We start from the raw sequence: 16913 nt of genomic DNA on the forward strand, positions 1-16913 counted from the left end.
TTTTTTTGCCCGGCGCCGTTCAGGTGCCTGGTGACCGCGGAAGGGTAGACTATGCAGCCGGGTGTCATCCAAGGCGCAAGCCGGGTGCCCCCCTTTCGTAGCAAGGAGTCCTTCGCCCCATGCATTGTCTGGTCATCGAAGATGAAGTCGATACCTCGCGGTATATCTGCAACGGCCTGCACGAAAGCGGCCATACGGCCGTGGCCTGCCGCGACGGCGCCGATGGCCTGCAAAAGGCGCTGCACGAAACCTGGGACGTGATCGTCCTGGACCGGATGCTGCCCGATGACGTGGACGGCCTGTCGATCCTGACCACGCTGCGCGGCATCGGCAACACCACGCCGGTGCTGATCCTGAGCGCACTGGCCGGCCTGGATGACCGCGTGCGCGGATTGCGCGGCGGCTGCGACGATTACCTTACCAAGCCTTTTGCGTTTTCCGAACTGGCGGCGCGGCTGGAGGCGTTGTATCGCCGGTCGCGGTCGCGCGACGACATCCGCGAACTGAAGATCGCCGACCTGAAGGTGGACCTGACCCGGCGCACGGTGGAACGCGACGGCAAGCCCATCGCGCTGCAGCCACGAGAATTCCGCCTGCTGGTCTATCTGCTGCTCAATCAGGGCGAGGTGGTCACACGCACCATGCTGCTCGAGGCCGTGTGGGATTACCGCTTCGATCCGCAGACCAATGTGATCGACGTGCAGATCAGCCGGCTGCGCAACAAGATCGACAATGGCTTCACGACGCCGCTGATCCATACGGTGCGCGGCGTGGGGTATTCGATTTCGGCCGACCGGTGAACGTCACCCCTTCCAAGCAGCGGGGCAGCACGCCCGGACCGCTGACGTGGCTGCGCCAGCTGTGGGCGTCGGTCGCGTTTCGCCTGGCGCTGGGGTATGGCGTATCGGTCATGCTGTTCATGCTGGTGATCCTGTCGGTGCTGTATGTGCAGACGATCGGCGTGCTGCAGAACCGGATCGATCGCCAGTTGCGGTCGACGTCGACCCGGCTGATCACCCATTTCGAGGCCGACGGGCGCGAGAAGATCCTGTCCGAAATCGCCGATGCGCTGACCGACGGACAGAACACCGATACCGAAGCCTTTCTGTTGACCGATGCCCGGGGCCGCAAGATCGCGGGCAACATCGCCGCGTCGGCCGACCTGCTCAGGCCGACCAGTGGCGTCATCGACAAGGTCTTTGTGCGCGATGGGCGGGCGGCGTACGGACGCGTGCTGTCCATGCCTTTGCCCGACGGCGGCCGCCTGGTCGTCGGGCGCGACATGCAGGACCAGAAAGACCTGGAACAACTGGTGGGCAACGCCTTGCTGGGCGCAAGCCTGGTCGCCGTTCTGCTGGCCATTGTTGGTGCGATCGTGTTCCGGGAACAGCTGGAATCCCGGGTGGGGGCGATCCGTCGCACGGCGGCGCAGATCGAGGCCGGGGACCTGACCCGGCGCATTCCGCTGTCGGGGAAGGAAGACGAATTCGCGCGCCTGGGCAATGACATCAACCTCATGCTGGACCGGATCGAGATCCTGATGGAGGGCGTCCGCCACGTGTCCAATACCATCGCGCACAACCTGCGCACGCCGCTGTCCCGGATCCGCTCCAAGCTCGATGTGGCCAACCGGCCGGGCGCCACCGTCGACCAGGTCCAGAACGCGGCGACCTTCGCCATTCGCGAGATCGAAGAATTGACAGTGGTGTTCGACAAGCTGCTGCAGATTGCCGAGGCCGAATCCGGCGCCCGGCGGCAGATTTTCCAGCCGCTCTCGCTCAGTGACATCGTGGGCGACGTGGTTGAACTGTACGAACCGGTGGCCGAAGAAAAGGACGTGCGCTTTTCGACCGAACTCGCCGAGGGCGCCGTCGCCGATGGCGACCGGGACCTGCTGGCAAGCGCAATCGCCAACCTGATCGACAACGCCATCAAGTACGCCGGCAGCCCGGCGGAAGTGTCCGTGCGCACGCTGCAGACGCCTGACTCGGTATCCGTCGTGGTGCAGGACAACGGGCCCGGCATTGCCGCGGCCGAGCGCGTCAAGATCGGCACCCGCTTCTTTCGGCTGAATGCCGCGGTGCCCGGTTATGGCCTGGGGCTGGCCAGTGTGATGGCCATCGCCCACCTGCATCACGCCACTTTCAAGCTGGACGATGCCGGTCCGGGGTTGGTGGCAACCCTGACCTTCAAGCGCGACACAACAACATGACCAAACGGTAATACTGTTTCCCCCGGCCTGTGGATACCATCGCGTGTGCCCTGCAGAGTGGCGCCCGAGCGCGTGGCGAATGCCCGCATCGAATCGATAGTCGTTATCCGCAAAAGGGTTTTCATGCCGGTGCCATTTTTCGTTCCAACGATCGTCCTTGCGGCGGCCTTGTCCGGGTTGATGGCCGGCTGTTCCGAGAAGCCGGCGCCCCCGCCGGCGGTCCAGGCCGAACCGGCGCAGCCCCCCTTGAAGCCCGGCCAGGTGCGGGTCAAGGCGGCCTCGCTCAAGTACATGGATATCCAGGAACTGTCGCAGGCCGGGGCCGGGCGCGTCGTGTGGGCGCCTGCCCGGATGGTGTTCCGCGACGAGATGGTGTCCGAAGTGGCTTCGCCGGTGGCAGGCCGATTGGTCGACGTCTCGGCCAAGGTGGGCGACACGGTCAAGGTAGGCACACCGCTCGCATCGATCTCCAGCCCGGAAGCCTCGCGCATCCGCGGCGACTATCAGACCGCGGTCGTTGAACTGCGCGTGGCCGAGGCCGAGGTGCGACGTCAGCAGATGATGACGGAAAAGGGCATCGGCATTGCGTCCGAGCTGTTCGTGGCCCAGGCCAGGTTGCAGGAAGCCCGTCATGCGGTCGATACCGCATCGCGCGCATCGGCCTATCTGGGCAATGGCGGCAGCGACGTCATCCAGCTGCGCTCGCCGCGCGCGGGCGTGGTCATTGCACGTACGGCCGTCCCGGGGTCTTCCGTCACGTCGGACACTGGCTCGCTGTTCACGGTCGGCGATCCGACTGCCTTGTGGATCACGGCCGACGTGTTTGAAAACGATCTGCGCGGCGTGCGTGAAGGCGCCCCCGTGCGTGTCGAAATGCCATCGCTGGACCAGCCCGTGACGGGCAAGGTGCAGCGCGTCGGCTCGTCGCTCAATGCCCAGACGCGCCGCGCGACGGTGTTCGTGTCGCTCGATCAGCCCAATCCCACGCTGCGTGCCGGCATGCTGGCGCGCGTCGGCATCACCACGACGGCGCCCGCCGGCATGTCGGTGCCGATCAATGCGGTGCTGATCAAGGACGGTCAGCGGTCGATCGTGTTCGTGCAGGTGGCCGAGACCACCTTCGAGGCACGGACGGTCACGCTCGGCCAGCCTTCCAATGGCTTCATCCCGGTCCTCAGCGGACTCAATCCCGGTGAAAAAGTGGTCGTGAAGGGCGGTCTGCTGCTCGACGGCTCGGCCAATCAACTGCTGTAACGGGATCTTTTCATGCGTTCTCTCATTGCGCTGGTCGTCCACCGCCGTCTTGCCGCGGTGGCCGCTACCCTGGTGCTGGCCGCCTATGGCGTCTTTGCCTACCTGAACACCGCCATCGAGGCCTACCCGGACGTGACCAACGTCCAGGTCGGCATCATCTCGCTCGCCCCGGGGCTTGCCCCCGAAGAAGTCGAACGCCAGGTCACCTTTCCGCTCGAACGCGAGCTGAACGGTACGCCGGGGCTTTTATCGCTGAGGTCGGAAAGTTATTTCGGCCTGTCGATGATCACCATGGTGTTCAACGACAAGACGCGCAGTTTCGATGCGCGCGTGCAGGTCACGCAGCGCCTGCCGTCGGCCAATCTGCCCGACGGCGTCACGCCCGAGATGTCGCCCGACAACACGCCACTGGGCAAGATCTATTACTACCGCCTGAACAGCGATCGCCACACGCTGGCCCAGCTGCGCTCGGAACAGGAGTGGACAGTCGCGCGTGTGCTCAAGCAGATCCAGGGCGTGGCCGACGTGGTCAGCGTGGGCGGCTTCGTCAAGGAATTCCATGTCGAAGTGGATCCGGCCAAGCTGATCGCGCATGGCCTGACGCTCGATGAGGTCGTCGATGCGATCGGCAAGTCCAACCAGAACGTGGGCGGCGGCTTGCTGCGCCGGGGCGAGCAATCGCTCATCATCCGCGGCATCGGCTTGCTCAAGACGCCGCGGGATATCGAAACCGTGGTGCTCTCGACGCACAACAACACCCCCGTGCGCGTGGCCGATGTGGCCCAGGTGGTGCAGTCCTACACGCCGCGCCAGGGCTCGGTCGGCATGGATGACGAAGACGATATCGTCCAGGGCATCGTGCTGCTCAAGCGCGATGAAAACCCGACCAAAGTGCTGGACCAGGTCCACCTGAAAGTGGAACAGATCAACAAGTCCATGCTGCCTGCCGGCATGGTGATCCAGCCCAGTTACGACCGCTCGAACCTGGTCGGGCACACGCTCAACACGGTCTATCACAACCTGTTTTTTGGCGCGACCCTGATCATTGGCTTGCTGTGGCTGTTCCTGCGCAGCCTGCGCGGATCGCTGATCGTGGCCGTGGTGATTCCGCTGTCGCTGCTGGTCGCGTTCATCGGCCTGTATCTGATGAAGCTGCCGGCCAACCTGATCTCGATGGGGGCGATCGACTTCGGCATCATCGTGGACGGCGCGGTGGTGCTGACCGAGGCCATCATCCACAAGGCGCGCTTGCGCAAGCCGACCACCCAGCGCGACATGTATGCGCTGATCATCGACGCCGCGGTGTCGGTGGCGCGCCCGACGCTGTTCGCCATGGCCATCGTGATCGCGGCGTTGATACCGGTGTTCTCGCTCGAAAGCATCGAAGGCCGGATCTTTCGTCCGCTGGCGCTGACCTACACCTTCGCGTTGATCGGCGCACTGGTCTTTGCATTGACGCTGGTCCCGGCCCTGTGCGCCATCTTCCTGCGTCCCAAGGACGTGGCGGCGCCCGAACCCAAGGTGTTCCTGCGCATGCACCACGGTTTTTCCGGCTGGATGTCGCGCATTCTGGGAAGTCGGGGCGCCAAGCAGAAGGTCATTGGTGTTGCCGTGATCATGCTGCTGCTGGCGGGTTATTCCGCCAGTCACCTGGGTACGGAATTCCTGCCGGAACTGGACGAGGGCGATGCCTACGTGCTGGTCCAGATGCCGCCATCGATCTCCCTGCAGAAGGGCCAGGAGCTGCTGCGCATCATCCGCATGCGGCTGAAGGCGCCGCCCGAAGTCATCGCGGTCACCAGCGAGCAGGGCCGTCCGGAAGACGGGACCGACAACGAAACCATCAACGTCGCCAAGGTGCTGGTGCGCCTGAAGCCGCGCGATCAATGGCGCAAGGGGCTGGACAAGGACACGCTGGTGGCCGAGATGCGGGAGTCGCTGTCCGACCTGCCGGGCGTGCAGTTCAACTTTGCGCAGCCCATCCGCGACAGCGTCGAAGAGTCGACTTCGGGTGCGCGGGGCCAGGTGGTGCTCAAGCTGTTCGGCCAGGACATTGACACCATGCGCGGCATCCTGCAGCAGACCAAGGCAGCGGTCGCCGACATCCCTGGCGTCGTGGACCTTGACCTGTACCGCGATGCCCCGGCGCCGCAGTTGCACATCGAATTCAATCGTGAAGCCCTGGCCCGCTATGGCATTGCCATGACGGTGGCCGACACCGCGGTGGAAACCGCGCTGGCCGGCAAGGTGGTCACGGCGGTCTGGGAAGGCGAACGCAGTGTGCCGGTGCGCGTGCGCCTGCCGTTCGCCAACCGCATGGACGAGGCCCGCATCCGCGAAATCCTGGTGGCCACGCCCGATGGCAACTATGTGCCCCTGGGCGCGATCGCGTCGGTTGGCTTCAAGGTCGGCAATGCGTCGATCTTCCGTGAAGGCAATTCGCGCTACATGGCGCTCAAGTTCAACGTGTCGGGCCGGGACATCGGGTCGGTGGTGAAAGACACGTTCGAAGTGTTCGATCGCGACATCAAGCTGCCGGAAGGCTACATCGCGCAGTGGGGCGGTCAGTGGGAAAACCAGCAGCGTGCCGCGGCGCGCCTGAAGGTGGTGATCCCGCTGTCGCTGCTCGTGGTGTTCGTGCTGTTGTTCAGCGCGCTGGGCAGCGCGCGCAGCGCCCTGCTGATCCTGCTGACGGCGCCGTTCGCGATGATCGGCGGCGTGCTCGCCCTGCATCTGACCGGCATCGACCTGTCGATCAGCGCGGCCATCGGCTTCATTGCACTGCTGGGTCAGGTGGCCCTGGCCGGCCTGCTGGTGCTCAGTGCGGTCGAAGACTTGCGGCGGGACGGCGTCGCGATGATTCCTGCGTTGATCGAAGGGACCGCTGAACGCATGCGCTCGATCCTGATGGTGACCTGCCTGGGCTTGCTGGGACTGCTGCCGATGGCGCTGTCCACGGGCGTGGGCAGCGAAACGCAGCGCCCGTTCGCGTCGGTGGTGGTCGGCGGCATGGCCGTGCTGCCGCTGATTGCCCTGTTCGTCCTGCCGGTGCTGTATGCCTGGTTCGGACCCAAACGTATGTTGACCGCCGAGCAGCAGGACGAGCTCGACGTGAATGAGGAAACCCGTCATGCATAAGTCCCTGCCCACGCTGATGATGGCGTTGGCACTGCCGCTGTCGCTGCCCGCGGCGATGGCCCAGACCCTGTCCACGCCCCGTGCGGCCACGTCGCCGTCGATGCCGTCGTCGTCCATGCCTTCGTCATCGGTGCCGTCGTCGTCGAACTCGGCGTCGCCGGCCGCGCCAGGTTCCATGCCGAATGTGCCGGCCCCCCAGTACGCGCCACCGCCCACCATGTCCGAGCCGGCCTACGGCACGACAGCCCTGGGCTACGTCGGACCGTCGGCCCGGTCGGCGCCGCTGACGGCGGACATCACGCTGCAGCAGCTGCTTGATCTGGTCAAGACCTACAGCCCGTCACTGGCGGCCGAACGCAGCACCGTCGCCATGGCCGAAGCGGACCTGATGGCGGCGCAGACCTACACCAATCCGGGCGTCAGCTTCACGACCAAACGGGGCGAGCAGGAAACCACGCTGTTCCAGGACGTGCCGATCTTTGGCCAGCGCGGCAAGCGGATCGAGGCTGCGCAAAGCGGCATCGAAGCGGCCCGCGCCAAGCTGCGGCTGGTGTATGCCAATGCCTTGCAGGACGCCGCCCGCGACTTCATGTCGCTGCTGGTCGCGCAAGAGCGCGAAAAGCGCTGGATCGACGCGCGGCAGGACCTGGAATCGGCGGCGCGCATCGTGTCGGGCCAGGTCGAAGCGGGCTCACGCAGCCAGTACGACCTGACGCGCCTGGACATCGAACGCGCACAGCTCGATGCGCAACTGGCGCAGGCGCAGGGGCAGACGTATGAAGCGTCGGCGCGTGTCGCGGCCGACGTGGGCGAGCCGGCCTGGCGTCCGCGTGCAGCCGGCGCCATCGTGCCGCGCTGGGCGTCCCTGAACTTCGATGCCATGTGGCCGCAGGCCCAGACCCGCCTGCCCTCGGTGCGCGCGGCGCTGGCGCAGCAGACCTTCGCCGAAAAGATCCTGGAGTCGGAACGCCGCGAAGCCTATCCCGTGCCGACGCTGTCGGTGGGCCGGGTGAACAACCGTCAGGAAGGCAACAGCAACACCTTCGGTATCTCGATGGGCATTCCGCTGTTCGACCGCAACCAGGGGCCCATCGCGCGCGCCGTGGCGGAAGCCCAGGGCCAGCAACTGCGCGCCCGCGCCGTGATCCTGGCCGCCGAAGGCGAACTGCGCCGCGCCACCGACCAGTTGAATCGCCGTCAGCAACTGACAGAACGGTTCGAGAAAGAAGGCCTGGCCATGACGCCGCGTCTGCGGCAGATGGCGCAGGACTCGTACACGCTGGGCCGGGGCGGCGTCCTGGAACTGGTGGATGCGATCCAGGCGATTGCAGAAAAGAAGAACACCTATCTCGACCTGATCGAGGCGGCCTTGCAGGCCGAAGTGGACGTGCGGGTGGCCTCGGGTGAGCTGGGGGCGGATCTGGAGTGATCCCGGGCGCCGGTGATGGTGGCCGGCGGTCATGAAAAAAGCCTCGCGGTGATGTGCCGCGAGGCTTTTTTTTAGCAGATGCGGCGCGCGCAGCGCCGTGTCGGGAAGCTGCAGCGCCGCGGAGCCAACCCTTACGCGCGGCCCAGCTCGCCGTCCACCAGACGCCACAGTCCCAGCGGGTTGCCGTCTTTCAACGAGGCATCCAGCAGTTCCTGCGGCAGGTTCTGGTAGCAGACCGGACGCAGGAAGCGTTCGATGGCGGTTGCGCCCACCGACGTCGTGCGGCTGTCGGACGTGGCCGGGAAGGGGCCGCCGTGCACCATTGCATACGAGACTTCCACACCGGTCGGGAAACCGTTGACCAGTACGCGGCCGGCCTTGCGTTCCAGCACGCGCAGCAGGGCGCCGGCCGCGGCGTAGTCGGCCGGGTCGATCTGCAGCGTGGCCGTCAGCTGACCCGAGACGTGTTCCGCCACCGCGCGCATTTCAGCGTCGTCGGCGCACACCACCAGCAACGAGGCCGGGCCGAAGACTTCTTCCTGCAGTTGCGGGCTTTTCAGGAAGGTGGCGGCCGTGGTTTCAAATACGGCAGCCTGCGCGTCATGCGGGCCGCTGGCGGCCACGCCCATGCCGATCTGCGAGACGCCGCTGGCTGCAGCCAGCTCGTTCACGCCATGGCGATAGGCCTGGTGGATGCCTGGGGTCAGCATGGTGCCCGCAGCCTTGGCCGTGACGGCCTCGGTCACGGCGGTCTTGAACTGGGCCAGCGCCGGGCTGTCGACAGCGATGACCAGACCGGGGTTGGTGCAGAACTGGCCCACGCCCATCGTCAGCGAATCGATGAAGCCGCGCGCGATGTCGCCGCCACGGTTCGTCAACGCCGCGGACATCAGGAACATCGGGTTGATGCTGCTCATTTCGGCATACACCGGGATGGGTTCCGGACGGGCCGCGGCGGTGCGGCACAGCGCCAGGCCACCGCCTCGCGAGCCGGTAAAGCCCACGGCCTTGATGGCCGGGTGATTCACCAACGCCTGGCCGATCTCGATGCCTGCGCCGACCACCAGCGAGAACACGCCTTCGGGCATGTCGCACGCAATGGCGGCCTTCTGGATGGCGCGGCCGACCAGCTCGGACGTGCCGAGGTGAGCGGGGTGCGCCTTGGCCACGACCGGGCAGCCGGCAGCCAGCGCCGACGCCGTGTCGCCACCGGCGACCGAAAACGCCAGCGGGAAATTGCTGGCGCCAAACACGGCGACCGGGCCCAGCGCGATCTTGCGCATGCGCATGTCGGGCCGTGGCGGCGCGCGGTCGGGCAGGGCGGTATCCAGCGTCGCGTCGACCCAGCGGCCGTCGCGCACCAGCTTGGCGAACAGGCGCAGCTGGCCGGTCGTGCGGCCGCGTTCGCCCTGCAGGCGAGCGGTCGGCAGGCCGGACTCGAGCGCTGCGCGTTCGATCAGCACGTCGCCGATGGCTTCGATCTCGGTCGCGATGGTTTCAAGGAAGGCCGCGCGCGCTTCGGGCGTGGTCTCGCGATAGGTGTCGAACGCCTGGGCAGCCAGGTCGCACGCCTGCTGGACTTCGGCTTCGCCGCCCCCGCCGAACGGAGGATCGATCTCTTCGCCGGTCGCGGCCTGGATGGCTCGCAAGGTGGCAGTCGAACCGCGAACGGTGGTGCGGCCGATGAGCATGTCGCCGGTAATCGTGGTCATGGGGTCTCCTGGTGTCGGAAAAGGGGGCAGGTCGAAGGGGGCAGGTCGAAGGGGGGCAGGTCAGGCAATCGGTGTCTGCAGCTGGCCGTCGGCAAAATACTGCTTCAGGTTGCTGATCACAAGATCGCCCATCGCCTTGCGGGTCTCAAAAGTGCCACTGGCGATATGCGGCAGCAGCACCACGTTGTCGAGTGTCATCAGGGCTTGCGGCACGCGCGGTTCGAATTCGAACACGTCAAGGCCGGCGCCGCCCAGGCGCTTGTCGGTCAGCGCGGCCACCAGGGCGGCTTCATCCACCACCGTGCCGCGCGCAATGTTGATCAGAAAGCCTTTGGGACCCAGGGCGGCCAGCACGTCGGCCGACACCAGGTGGCGAGTGGGCGGGCCGCCGGCAACCGCCACGACCAGGAAATCGCACCACTCGGCCAGGGCTATCAGCGACGGTTCATGCTGCCATGGCACATCCTGGACGGGGCTGCGGCTATGGTAGCGCACGTCCATCTCGAACCCCGACGACCGGCGCGCGATGGCCTGGCCAATGCGGCCCAGGCCCAGGATGCCCAGGCGCTTGCGCGCGACCTGCGTCTGCAGCGCGAAGGCGCCCTTGGGCCAGTCGCCGCGCCGCACGAACCGGTCGGCCGCCGACATGCCGCGCGCGACGTCGATCACCAGGCCGAAGGCCACGTCAGCCACACAATCGTTCAGCACGTCAGGCGTGTTGCTGGCCACGATGCCGCGGCGCTTCAGCGCGTCCACGTCCAGCAGTTCATACCCCACGCCAAAGCTGGACACCACCTTGAGATTGGGCAGGGCATCGATCAGCTTGGCGTCCATGCCCACCCGCGCCGACGTGACGGCGCCGGTGAAGGTGCTGCCGTGCCGTTCAAGAAAAGCCGGAACGTCCGCTTCCTTGGCAAGCAGGTGAACAGGAAAGGTCGCTGCCAGTTCGGCCTCGAGTTCCGGGGCAAGACGGCCGATCTGCAGAAGGGAGGGTGTCATGAGGGGTCAGCGATCCGGAAAGAGGATTCAGGTAGATGTACGATGTCTGTCAAGTGTAGGCGAAAATGGGCAGGCGCGTGGCGAGCGCGCGGGACTATCGGACAAATGCAGGAGGTTGTTCCGGCTCTGCCCGATAGCCACCTCAGCCTTTGCCGGTGCTGCCGAAGCCGCCCGTGCCCCGATCCGTCGCTTCAAATTCGTCGACTTCTTCGAAGTGCACATGGAGCACTGGAACGATGACCATCTGGGCCATGCGGTCCAGGGGTTCCAGCACGAAGGGCGTGTCGCTGCGGTTCCAGGCCGACACCATCAACGGGCCCTGATAGTCGGAGTCGATCAGGCCGACCAGGTTGCCCAGCACGATGCCGTGCTTGTGGCCCAGCCCCGAGCGCGGCAGGATCATGGCGGCATAGCCCGGATCGGCAATGTGCACCGCCAGGCCGGTCGGGACCAGGACGGTCTGGCCCGGCGCCAGGGTCAACGGTGTGTCGATGCTGGCGCGCAGGTCCACCCCTGCCGATCCGGGGGTGGCGTGGGCGGGCAGGCAGTCACGCATGCGGGGGTCGAGAATCTTGACGGCGATTGTTTTCATGGTCGGGACATCACGCCGGCGGCGTAAACAAGAACAGAGGATGAAAGAAGGGACAAGACAGAAACCGCAGCGTGATCCGGCAACGACGCGGGCAATAGGGGTTTGGCGGCGAAGGCAATTACCCCGCATCCGCTCTGGCTGTCGCCAGTATCGGCCGCGGACCCGGGCCCGCAGACCGATCCACGCCGGCAGCCTTCAAGCCCGCGTCCGGCGCGATCCGGGGGGCGTGGGTACGTGCCCGCCGTTGTCCTTGGCGTCGCGGCTCACGGCCAGCGGCGGGAAAGTCTGCAAGGGCTGCTGGCTGCTCGCCCGCATTCTTCCCAGGCCCCGCTTGATCAGGAACCGCGCAATCAGCGCCGGCACCAGGATCTGCACGACGTGGTAGGGCTGCGCGCCCTGGTCGTTGAACATGGACGTGATCAGGGCGATTGCGGCCCACAGGCCGAAAGCACCGCCCAGCGCCGTCTGCACCAGGCCCTGGCCGGCGTTCGTGCGCTGGGCGGCCAACGTGGTGGTCGAGGCCGGTTCGCTGATCCCCGCGGGCAATGTGTCGGACGTCGGGACCGGCGCGACCAGCGCCGATGGCATGCCGGTTCCGGTCGAATGCTGCTCGCCGGGGCTTAGCGTGCCTTTCTGGAAGCCGGGAATCCCCATGCGAGCGCGCACGCCGCCGCTGCCGGTTTTGAGCAGCCGCTGTTCGCCAGGCGTGCCGGTGCCACGGTTGATCACGCGGTCGATATAGCCTGCGTAGTCGCCGTTGGGCGGTTCGCCGTCGAAAGGCATGTCGTTCTCCGGAGCGTTAGGGAAGGGGCGAGGGGGGGAGCGAAAGCAGTCCGGCAGGCGACCCCGGACGTGGCCGCAAGGCCGCCCCCGAGGGCAGCCGCCGGGCCACCTGCGCGATCAGTTCGCGTGCCGCAGCCAGCTTGGACTGCCGGGGCAGCGGATGGCGGCCCTGATCGTCATAGAGTATCAAAGTCGTGTCGTCGGCACCCAGGGCGTCCTGCGCCAGGTTGCCGACCAGCAGCGGTATGCCCTTGCGCTGGCGCTTCTCGGTCGCGTGCTGGTCAAGATGTTCGGTTTCTGCCGCAAAGCCGACGCAATACGGGCCATCGGGCAGGGCGGCCACCGTGGCCAGGATGTCGGGGTTTTGCACAAAGGTCAGGGTGGGCGGCTCGCCGGCCGTCTTCTTGATCTTTTGCGCGCTGGCCTCGGCCACGCGCCAGTCGGCCACCGCGGCCACGGCAATGAACACGTCGGCGCGCGCGGTTTCGGCCATCACGGCGGCCATCATGTCACGCGCGCTGTGCGCATCGATCCGCAGCACGCCGCGCGGGGCGGTCAGGGCGGTCGGGCCGGACACCAGGGTCACGTCCGCCCCGGCTTCGCGCGCGGCGCGGGCAATCGCATAGCCCATCTTGCCCGACGACACATTGGTCAGCACGCGCACCGGGTCGATCGGTTCGGCGGTCGGTCCGGCGGTGACCAGCACCCGCACGCCTTGCAGCGGCTTGGGCTGGAAGAAAGCGATCAGTTCCTGCAGGACGTCGTGCGGTTCCATCATGCGGCCCGAGCCGGTCTCGCCGCAGGCCTGGTCGCCATCGACCGGACCGAACAGCACGACGCCATCGGCCCGCAGTTGCGCCGCATTGCGCTGCGTGGCCGGGTTGCCCCACATCTCGCGGTTCATGGCCGGCACCATCAGCAAGGGGCAGGCACGCGCCACGCAGAGCGTGGCCAGCAGATCGTCCGCAAAACCGTGCGCCACGCGCGCCATGAAGTTGGTGCTGGCCGGGACCACCAGAATGGCATCGGCGCCCCGGCTCAGGTCGATATGCGCCATGTTGTTCGGCACGCGTGGGTCCCAGGGATCCACGAACACCGGCCGGCCCGACAGCGCCTGCATGGTGACCGGCGTGATGAATCTGGTGGCGGCGTCTGTCATCACGACATCGACCGTCGCGCCTTCATCCATCATGCGGCGGACCAGTTCGGCCGTCTTGTAGGCCGCGATGCCGCCGGTCATTCCCACAACGATGCGCTTGCCGGTCAGGTCTGCCATCACGTTTTCCTTAACGCGCCTTGCGCACGCGCAACAGTTCGTCGAGCACCAGCAGCACGGCGCCCACGGTGATCGCCGCATCGGCCACGTTGAAGGCGGGAAAGAAGCTCTGGTTCCAGTACACCAGGAAGAAGTCGATCACGTGCCCGTGGATCATGCGATCGATCACATTGCCGAGCGCGCCGCCAAGAATCAGCGCCAGCGCCCACGCAAACATCTTCTGGTGACCGTGCCGCACCAGCATGAACACGATCACGCAGGCGACCACCAGGCCAAGCACCGTAAAGAACCACCGCTGCCAGCCCGCCGCGCCCGCCAGGAAGCTGAATGCCGCCCCCTTGTTGTACAGCAGGGTCAGGTCGAACATCGGCACGACAGGCAGGCGCTCGCCATAGGAAAACGTCCGGTTGACCAAGGTCTTGGTCAACTGGTCGATCACGATGATCAGGCCCGCAATCAGCAGCCAGAGGGTCGGGTTGTTGCGGCCCGCCGCGCCGGCCTTGCGCGCGCCAGCGGCGTTGCCCGATCTGGCCGACGCCGTCTTTACCGCCTTGACGGTCGCCATTACGCTGCCACCCGCGGTTCGCCCGGGCCTTCCAGGTTGGACACGCAGCGGCCGCAGATCTCGGGCAGCTGGGGGTCCGACCCGACGTCTTCGCGCCAGTGCCAGCACCGCTCGCACTTGGTGGCCGACGAGGGCGTGACCGCCACGCGCAGGTCGCTGTTGGCGTTGCCTTCCGGATCCGCGTGCACGGTGGCGCGCGACACGATCAGCACAAAGCGCAGGTCGTCGCCCAGGCTGCTCAGGATCGCATGGTCGTCAGGGTTCGCATACAGGTCGATCTCGGCCTGCAAGGACGAACCGATGTTCCCCGCCGTGCGGACTTCTTCCAGCTTGCGCGTCACGTCGGCGCGCAGTTGGCGGATGCGCTGCCACTTCGCGACCAGGGCCTCGCTGTCGGCCTGCGCCGGAACCACGTGGTAGGTCTCGGTAAAGATGGTGACCGCTTCGGGCTTGACCAGCGCCCACGCTTCTTCAGCCGTGAACGACAGGATCGGCGCCATCAGTTTGAGCAGCGTCTGCGTGATGTGCCACAGCGCCGTCTGCGCCGACCGGCGCGCCACGCTGTCCACCCCCGTCGTGTACAGACGGTCCTTCAGGATATCGAGATAGAACGACCCGAGGTCTTCCGAGCAGAAGGCCAGCAGACGCGCGGTGGCCGGATGGAATTCATACCGGCCGTACAGCGCGTCGACTTCGCTTTGCATCGACGCCGTCAGCGCCAGCGCATACCGGTCGATCTCGAACAGATCGGCGTCGGCCACGGCCTGCGTCGTCACGTCGAAATCGCTGACGTTGGCCAGCAGGAAACGCAGGGTGTTGCGGATGCGGCGATAGCTTTCCACCACGCGCTTCAGGATCTCGTCGGAGATCGACAATTCGCCCGAATAGTCGGTGGTGGCGACCCACAGACGCAGGATTTCGGCGCCCAGCGAGCCCGACACCTTTTGCGGCACAACCGTGTTGCCGATCGACTTGCTCATTTTGCGGCCCTGGCCATCGACCACGAAGCCGTGCGTGAGCAGGGCCTTGTACGGCGGCGTGCCATTGAGCATGCAACTGGTCAGCAAGGACGAATGGAACCAGCCGCGATGCTGGTCCGACCCTTCCAGGTACAGGTCGGCCGGGAACGCCAGCTGGTCGGCATGCGAGCCGCGCATGACGGTCTGGTGCGTGGTGCCTGAGTCGAACCACACGTCCAGCGTGTCGCGGTTCTTTTCGTAGCTGTCGGCCTCGTCACCCAGCAGGTCGCGAAGGTCCAGCGACTGCCAGGCTTCGATGCCGCCCGCGTCGATCAATTTGGCGACGGCCTCGATCAGTTCCGGCGTGCGCGGATGCAGCGCGCCGGTTTCCTTGTGCACGAAGAACGCCATCGGCACGCCCCACTGGCGCTGCCGCGACAGGGTCCAGTCTGGCCGGTTCGCGATCATTGCGTGCAGGCGCGCCTTGCCCCAGGCCGGGAAGAACTGCGTGTGCTCGATGCCGGCCAGCGCGCGTTCGCGCAGGGTGCCGCGCATCGACAGTGCCGACGGCGCGTCCGGCGTGTCGGCAGCCGCGGCGTTCCGGCTCTCGGCATGGCCATCGTCATGCGCGTCATGCGGCTGCACGTCCATCCCGGCAAACCACTGGCTGGTCGCGCGAAAGATGATCGGCGTCTTGTGACGCCAGCAGTGCATGTAGCTGTGCTTGTATTTTTCGACCTTCATCAGCGTGCCGGCCGCTTCCAGCGCTTCGACGATGCGGGGGTTGGCGTCCCAGATCTTCTGGCCGCCGAACAGCGGCAGCGATGCCGCGTACTGACCATCGGCCATGACCGGGCTGATGATGTCGCTGTCCTTGATGCCGTTGGCCTTGCAGATGATGAAGTCGTCCACGCCATAGGCGGGCGCGGCGTGCACGATGCCCGTGCCGGTATCGAGCGTGACGTAGTCGGCCAGATACACGGTCGACACGCGCTCGTAACCCTTGGCGGCCTTGGCCAGCGGGTGATGGAAGGTCATGTGGTCCAGCGCGGCGCCCTTGCAGGTCGCGACCACATCGCCTTCGATGTCCCAGGCCTTCAGGCAGTCTTCGACCCGTTCTTCGGCCAGGATCAGCATCGTGCCGTAGGGGCCGGCCAGGCGCGTACGAACCAGTGCGTAGCTGAACTCGGGATGCAGGTTCAGGGCCTGGTTGGACGGCAAGGTCCATGGTGTCGTCGTCCAGATGACGATGGCGCCGTCTTCGATGTCGCTTTCGCCCGCCAGGCCAAAGGCCTTGGCCAGGCCCGCCTTGTCGGCGAACGGGAAGGCCACGTCCACCGCCGGATCGACCTTGTCCGCGTATTCCACTTCGGCTTCGGCCAGGGCCGAGCCGCAGTCGAAACACCAGTTCACGGGCTTCAGGCCACGGAACACGAAACCCTTTTCAAGGATGGTGCCGAGGGCGCGCAGTTCGTCGGCCTCGTTCCGGTAGTTCATGGTCAGGTACGGGTTGTCCCAGTCACCCAGCACGCCCAGGCGCTTGAAGTCTTCCTTCTGGCGGGCGACCTGTTCGGTCGCGTACGCGCGCGCCTTGGCCTGCACCTCGGCCACCGGCAGGCCCTTGCCGAACTGCTTTTCGATCTGGATCTCGATCGGCATGCCATGGCAGTCCCAGCCCGGCACATAGGGCGCATCAAAGCCTGCCAGCGTGCGGCTCTTGACGATGATGTCCTTCAGGATCTTGTTGACGGCGTGGCCAATATGGATGTCGCCGTTCGCGTAGGGCGGGCCGTCATGCAGCACGAAACGGGGGCGTCCGGCGCAGGCTGCGCGGATGGCCTGGTACACACGTTTTTCTTCCCAGGCCTTGACCCACTGCGGCTCGCGTTTGGCGAGATCGCCGCGCATCGGGAAGGGGGTATCGGGCAGGTTGAGGCTTTTCTTGTAGTCCATGGAAACACACAAAATCGCACATCAGCCCCGTACGCGGGGCG

The 16913-nt window shown here is 66.1% G+C and carries 12 protein-coding genes; 5 read left to right on the forward strand and 7 right to left on the reverse strand.

What is annotated here, in order from left to right; genetic code table 11:
- Window positions 1-119 precede the first annotated feature (119 nt).
- The 5 genes from IE116_RS24295 (at window position 120) to IE116_RS24315 (ending at window position 8033) form a co-directional block, all read left to right on the forward strand.
- Window positions 120-800: a response regulator transcription factor gene (locus tag IE116_RS24295; RefSeq protein WP_189616307.1), complete on the forward strand. Its 681-nt coding sequence runs from the start codon at window positions 120-122 to the stop codon at window positions 798-800.
- Window positions 797-2212 carry a sensor histidine kinase gene (locus tag IE116_RS24300; RefSeq protein WP_229828882.1) on the forward strand — a complete coding sequence of 472 codons (1416 nt, stop codon included), beginning with the start codon at window positions 797-799 and terminating at the stop codon, window positions 2210-2212. Before IE116_RS24295 ends, IE116_RS24300 begins: the two co-directional genes overlap by 4 nt.
- A 123-nt stretch (window positions 2213-2335) precedes the next feature.
- The gene (locus IE116_RS24305) at window positions 2336-3466 is read left to right on the forward strand and encodes an efflux RND transporter periplasmic adaptor subunit (RefSeq protein ID WP_189616309.1); all 1131 of its coding nucleotides are present in this window, start codon (window positions 2336-2338) and stop codon (window positions 3464-3466) included.
- 12 nt (window positions 3467-3478) lie between these two features.
- Window positions 3479-6604, forward strand: a complete 3126-nt coding sequence (locus IE116_RS24310) for an efflux RND transporter permease subunit (protein ID WP_189616311.1) — start codon at window positions 3479-3481, stop codon at window positions 6602-6604.
- Window positions 6597-8033: a TolC family protein gene (locus tag IE116_RS24315; RefSeq protein WP_189616313.1), complete on the forward strand. Its 1437-nt coding sequence runs from the start codon at window positions 6597-6599 to the stop codon at window positions 8031-8033. The genes IE116_RS24310 and IE116_RS24315 overlap by 8 nt, the downstream gene beginning before the upstream one ends.
- 131 nt (window positions 8034-8164) lie before the next feature.
- Here the strand turns inward: IE116_RS24315 and IE116_RS24320 are convergent, their stop codons facing one another.
- From IE116_RS24320 to ileS, 7 genes are all read right to left on the reverse strand, one after another.
- Window positions 8165-9745, reverse strand: coding sequence for an aldehyde dehydrogenase (NADP(+)) (locus IE116_RS24320; RefSeq protein ID WP_189616314.1), 1581 nt, complete (start codon window positions 9743-9745; stop codon window positions 8165-8167).
- A gap of 60 nt (window positions 9746-9805) precedes the next feature.
- Window positions 9806-10744 carry a 2-hydroxyacid dehydrogenase gene (locus IE116_RS24325; RefSeq protein WP_189616315.1) on the reverse strand — a complete coding sequence of 313 codons (939 nt, stop codon included), beginning with the start codon at window positions 10742-10744 and terminating at the stop codon, window positions 9806-9808.
- Between the two features lie 142 nt (window positions 10745-10886).
- On the reverse strand, window positions 10887-11336 hold the full coding sequence (dut, locus tag IE116_RS24330; protein ID WP_189616316.1) for a dUTP diphosphatase: 450 nt from the start codon (window positions 11334-11336) through the stop codon (window positions 10887-10889).
- Window positions 11337-11531: 195 nt separating this feature from the next.
- Window positions 11532-12119 carry a hypothetical protein gene (locus tag IE116_RS24335; RefSeq protein WP_189616317.1) on the reverse strand — a complete coding sequence of 196 codons (588 nt, stop codon included), beginning with the start codon at window positions 12117-12119 and terminating at the stop codon, window positions 11532-11534.
- 16 nt (window positions 12120-12135) lie between these two features.
- Complete coding sequence (gene coaBC / locus IE116_RS24340; RefSeq protein ID WP_189616318.1) at window positions 12136-13395, reverse strand: bifunctional phosphopantothenoylcysteine decarboxylase/phosphopantothenate--cysteine ligase CoaBC; 1260 nt, start codon at window positions 13393-13395, stop codon at window positions 12136-12138.
- A gap of 10 nt (window positions 13396-13405) precedes the next feature.
- On the reverse strand, window positions 13406-13960 hold the full coding sequence (gene lspA, locus IE116_RS24345) for a signal peptidase II (RefSeq protein ID WP_189616320.1): 555 nt from the start codon (window positions 13958-13960) through the stop codon (window positions 13406-13408).
- The gene (gene ileS / locus IE116_RS24350) at window positions 13960-16872 is read right to left on the reverse strand and encodes an isoleucine--tRNA ligase (protein ID WP_189616322.1); all 2913 of its coding nucleotides are present in this window, start codon (window positions 16870-16872) and stop codon (window positions 13960-13962) included. The genes lspA and ileS overlap by 1 nt, the downstream gene beginning before the upstream one ends.
- Window positions 16873-16913: the final 41 nt, after the last annotated feature.

It is taken from the genome of Pigmentiphaga litoralis (assembly GCF_014651835.1).
Classification (GTDB): Bacteria; Pseudomonadota; Gammaproteobacteria; order Burkholderiales; family Burkholderiaceae_B; genus Pigmentiphaga; species Pigmentiphaga litoralis.

Bases quoted from the DNA above. Each gene is read 5' to 3' on its own strand.
- lspA (WP_189616320.1), bottom strand. From the start codon at position 13,960: ATGGCGACCGTCAAGGCGGTAAAGACGGCGTCGGCCAGATCGGGCAAC.
- IE116_RS24295 (WP_189616307.1), top strand. From the start codon at position 120: ATGCATTGTCTGGTCATCGAAGATGAAGTCGATACCTCGCGGTATATC.
- IE116_RS24305 (WP_189616309.1), top strand. From the start codon at position 2,336: ATGCCGGTGCCATTTTTCGTTCCAACGATCGTCCTTGCGGCGGCCTTG.
- IE116_RS24335 (WP_189616317.1), bottom strand. From the start codon at position 12,119: ATGCCTTTCGACGGCGAACCGCCCAACGGCGACTACGCAGGCTATATC.
- dut (WP_189616316.1), bottom strand. From the start codon at position 11,336: ATGAAAACAATCGCCGTCAAGATTCTCGACCCCCGCATGCGTGACTGC.
- ileS (WP_189616322.1), bottom strand. From the start codon at position 16,872: ATGGACTACAAGAAAAGCCTCAACCTGCCCGATACCCCCTTCCCGATG.
- coaBC (WP_189616318.1), bottom strand. From the start codon at position 13,395: ATGGCAGACCTGACCGGCAAGCGCATCGTTGTGGGAATGACCGGCGGC.
- IE116_RS24320 (WP_189616314.1), bottom strand. From the start codon at position 9,745: ATGACCACGATTACCGGCGACATGCTCATCGGCCGCACCACCGTTCGC.
- IE116_RS24310 (WP_189616311.1), top strand. From the start codon at position 3,479: ATGCGTTCTCTCATTGCGCTGGTCGTCCACCGCCGTCTTGCCGCGGTG.
- IE116_RS24315 (WP_189616313.1), top strand. From the start codon at position 6,597: ATGCATAAGTCCCTGCCCACGCTGATGATGGCGTTGGCACTGCCGCTG.
- IE116_RS24325 (WP_189616315.1), bottom strand. From the start codon at position 10,744: ATGACACCCTCCCTTCTGCAGATCGGCCGTCTTGCCCCGGAACTCGAG.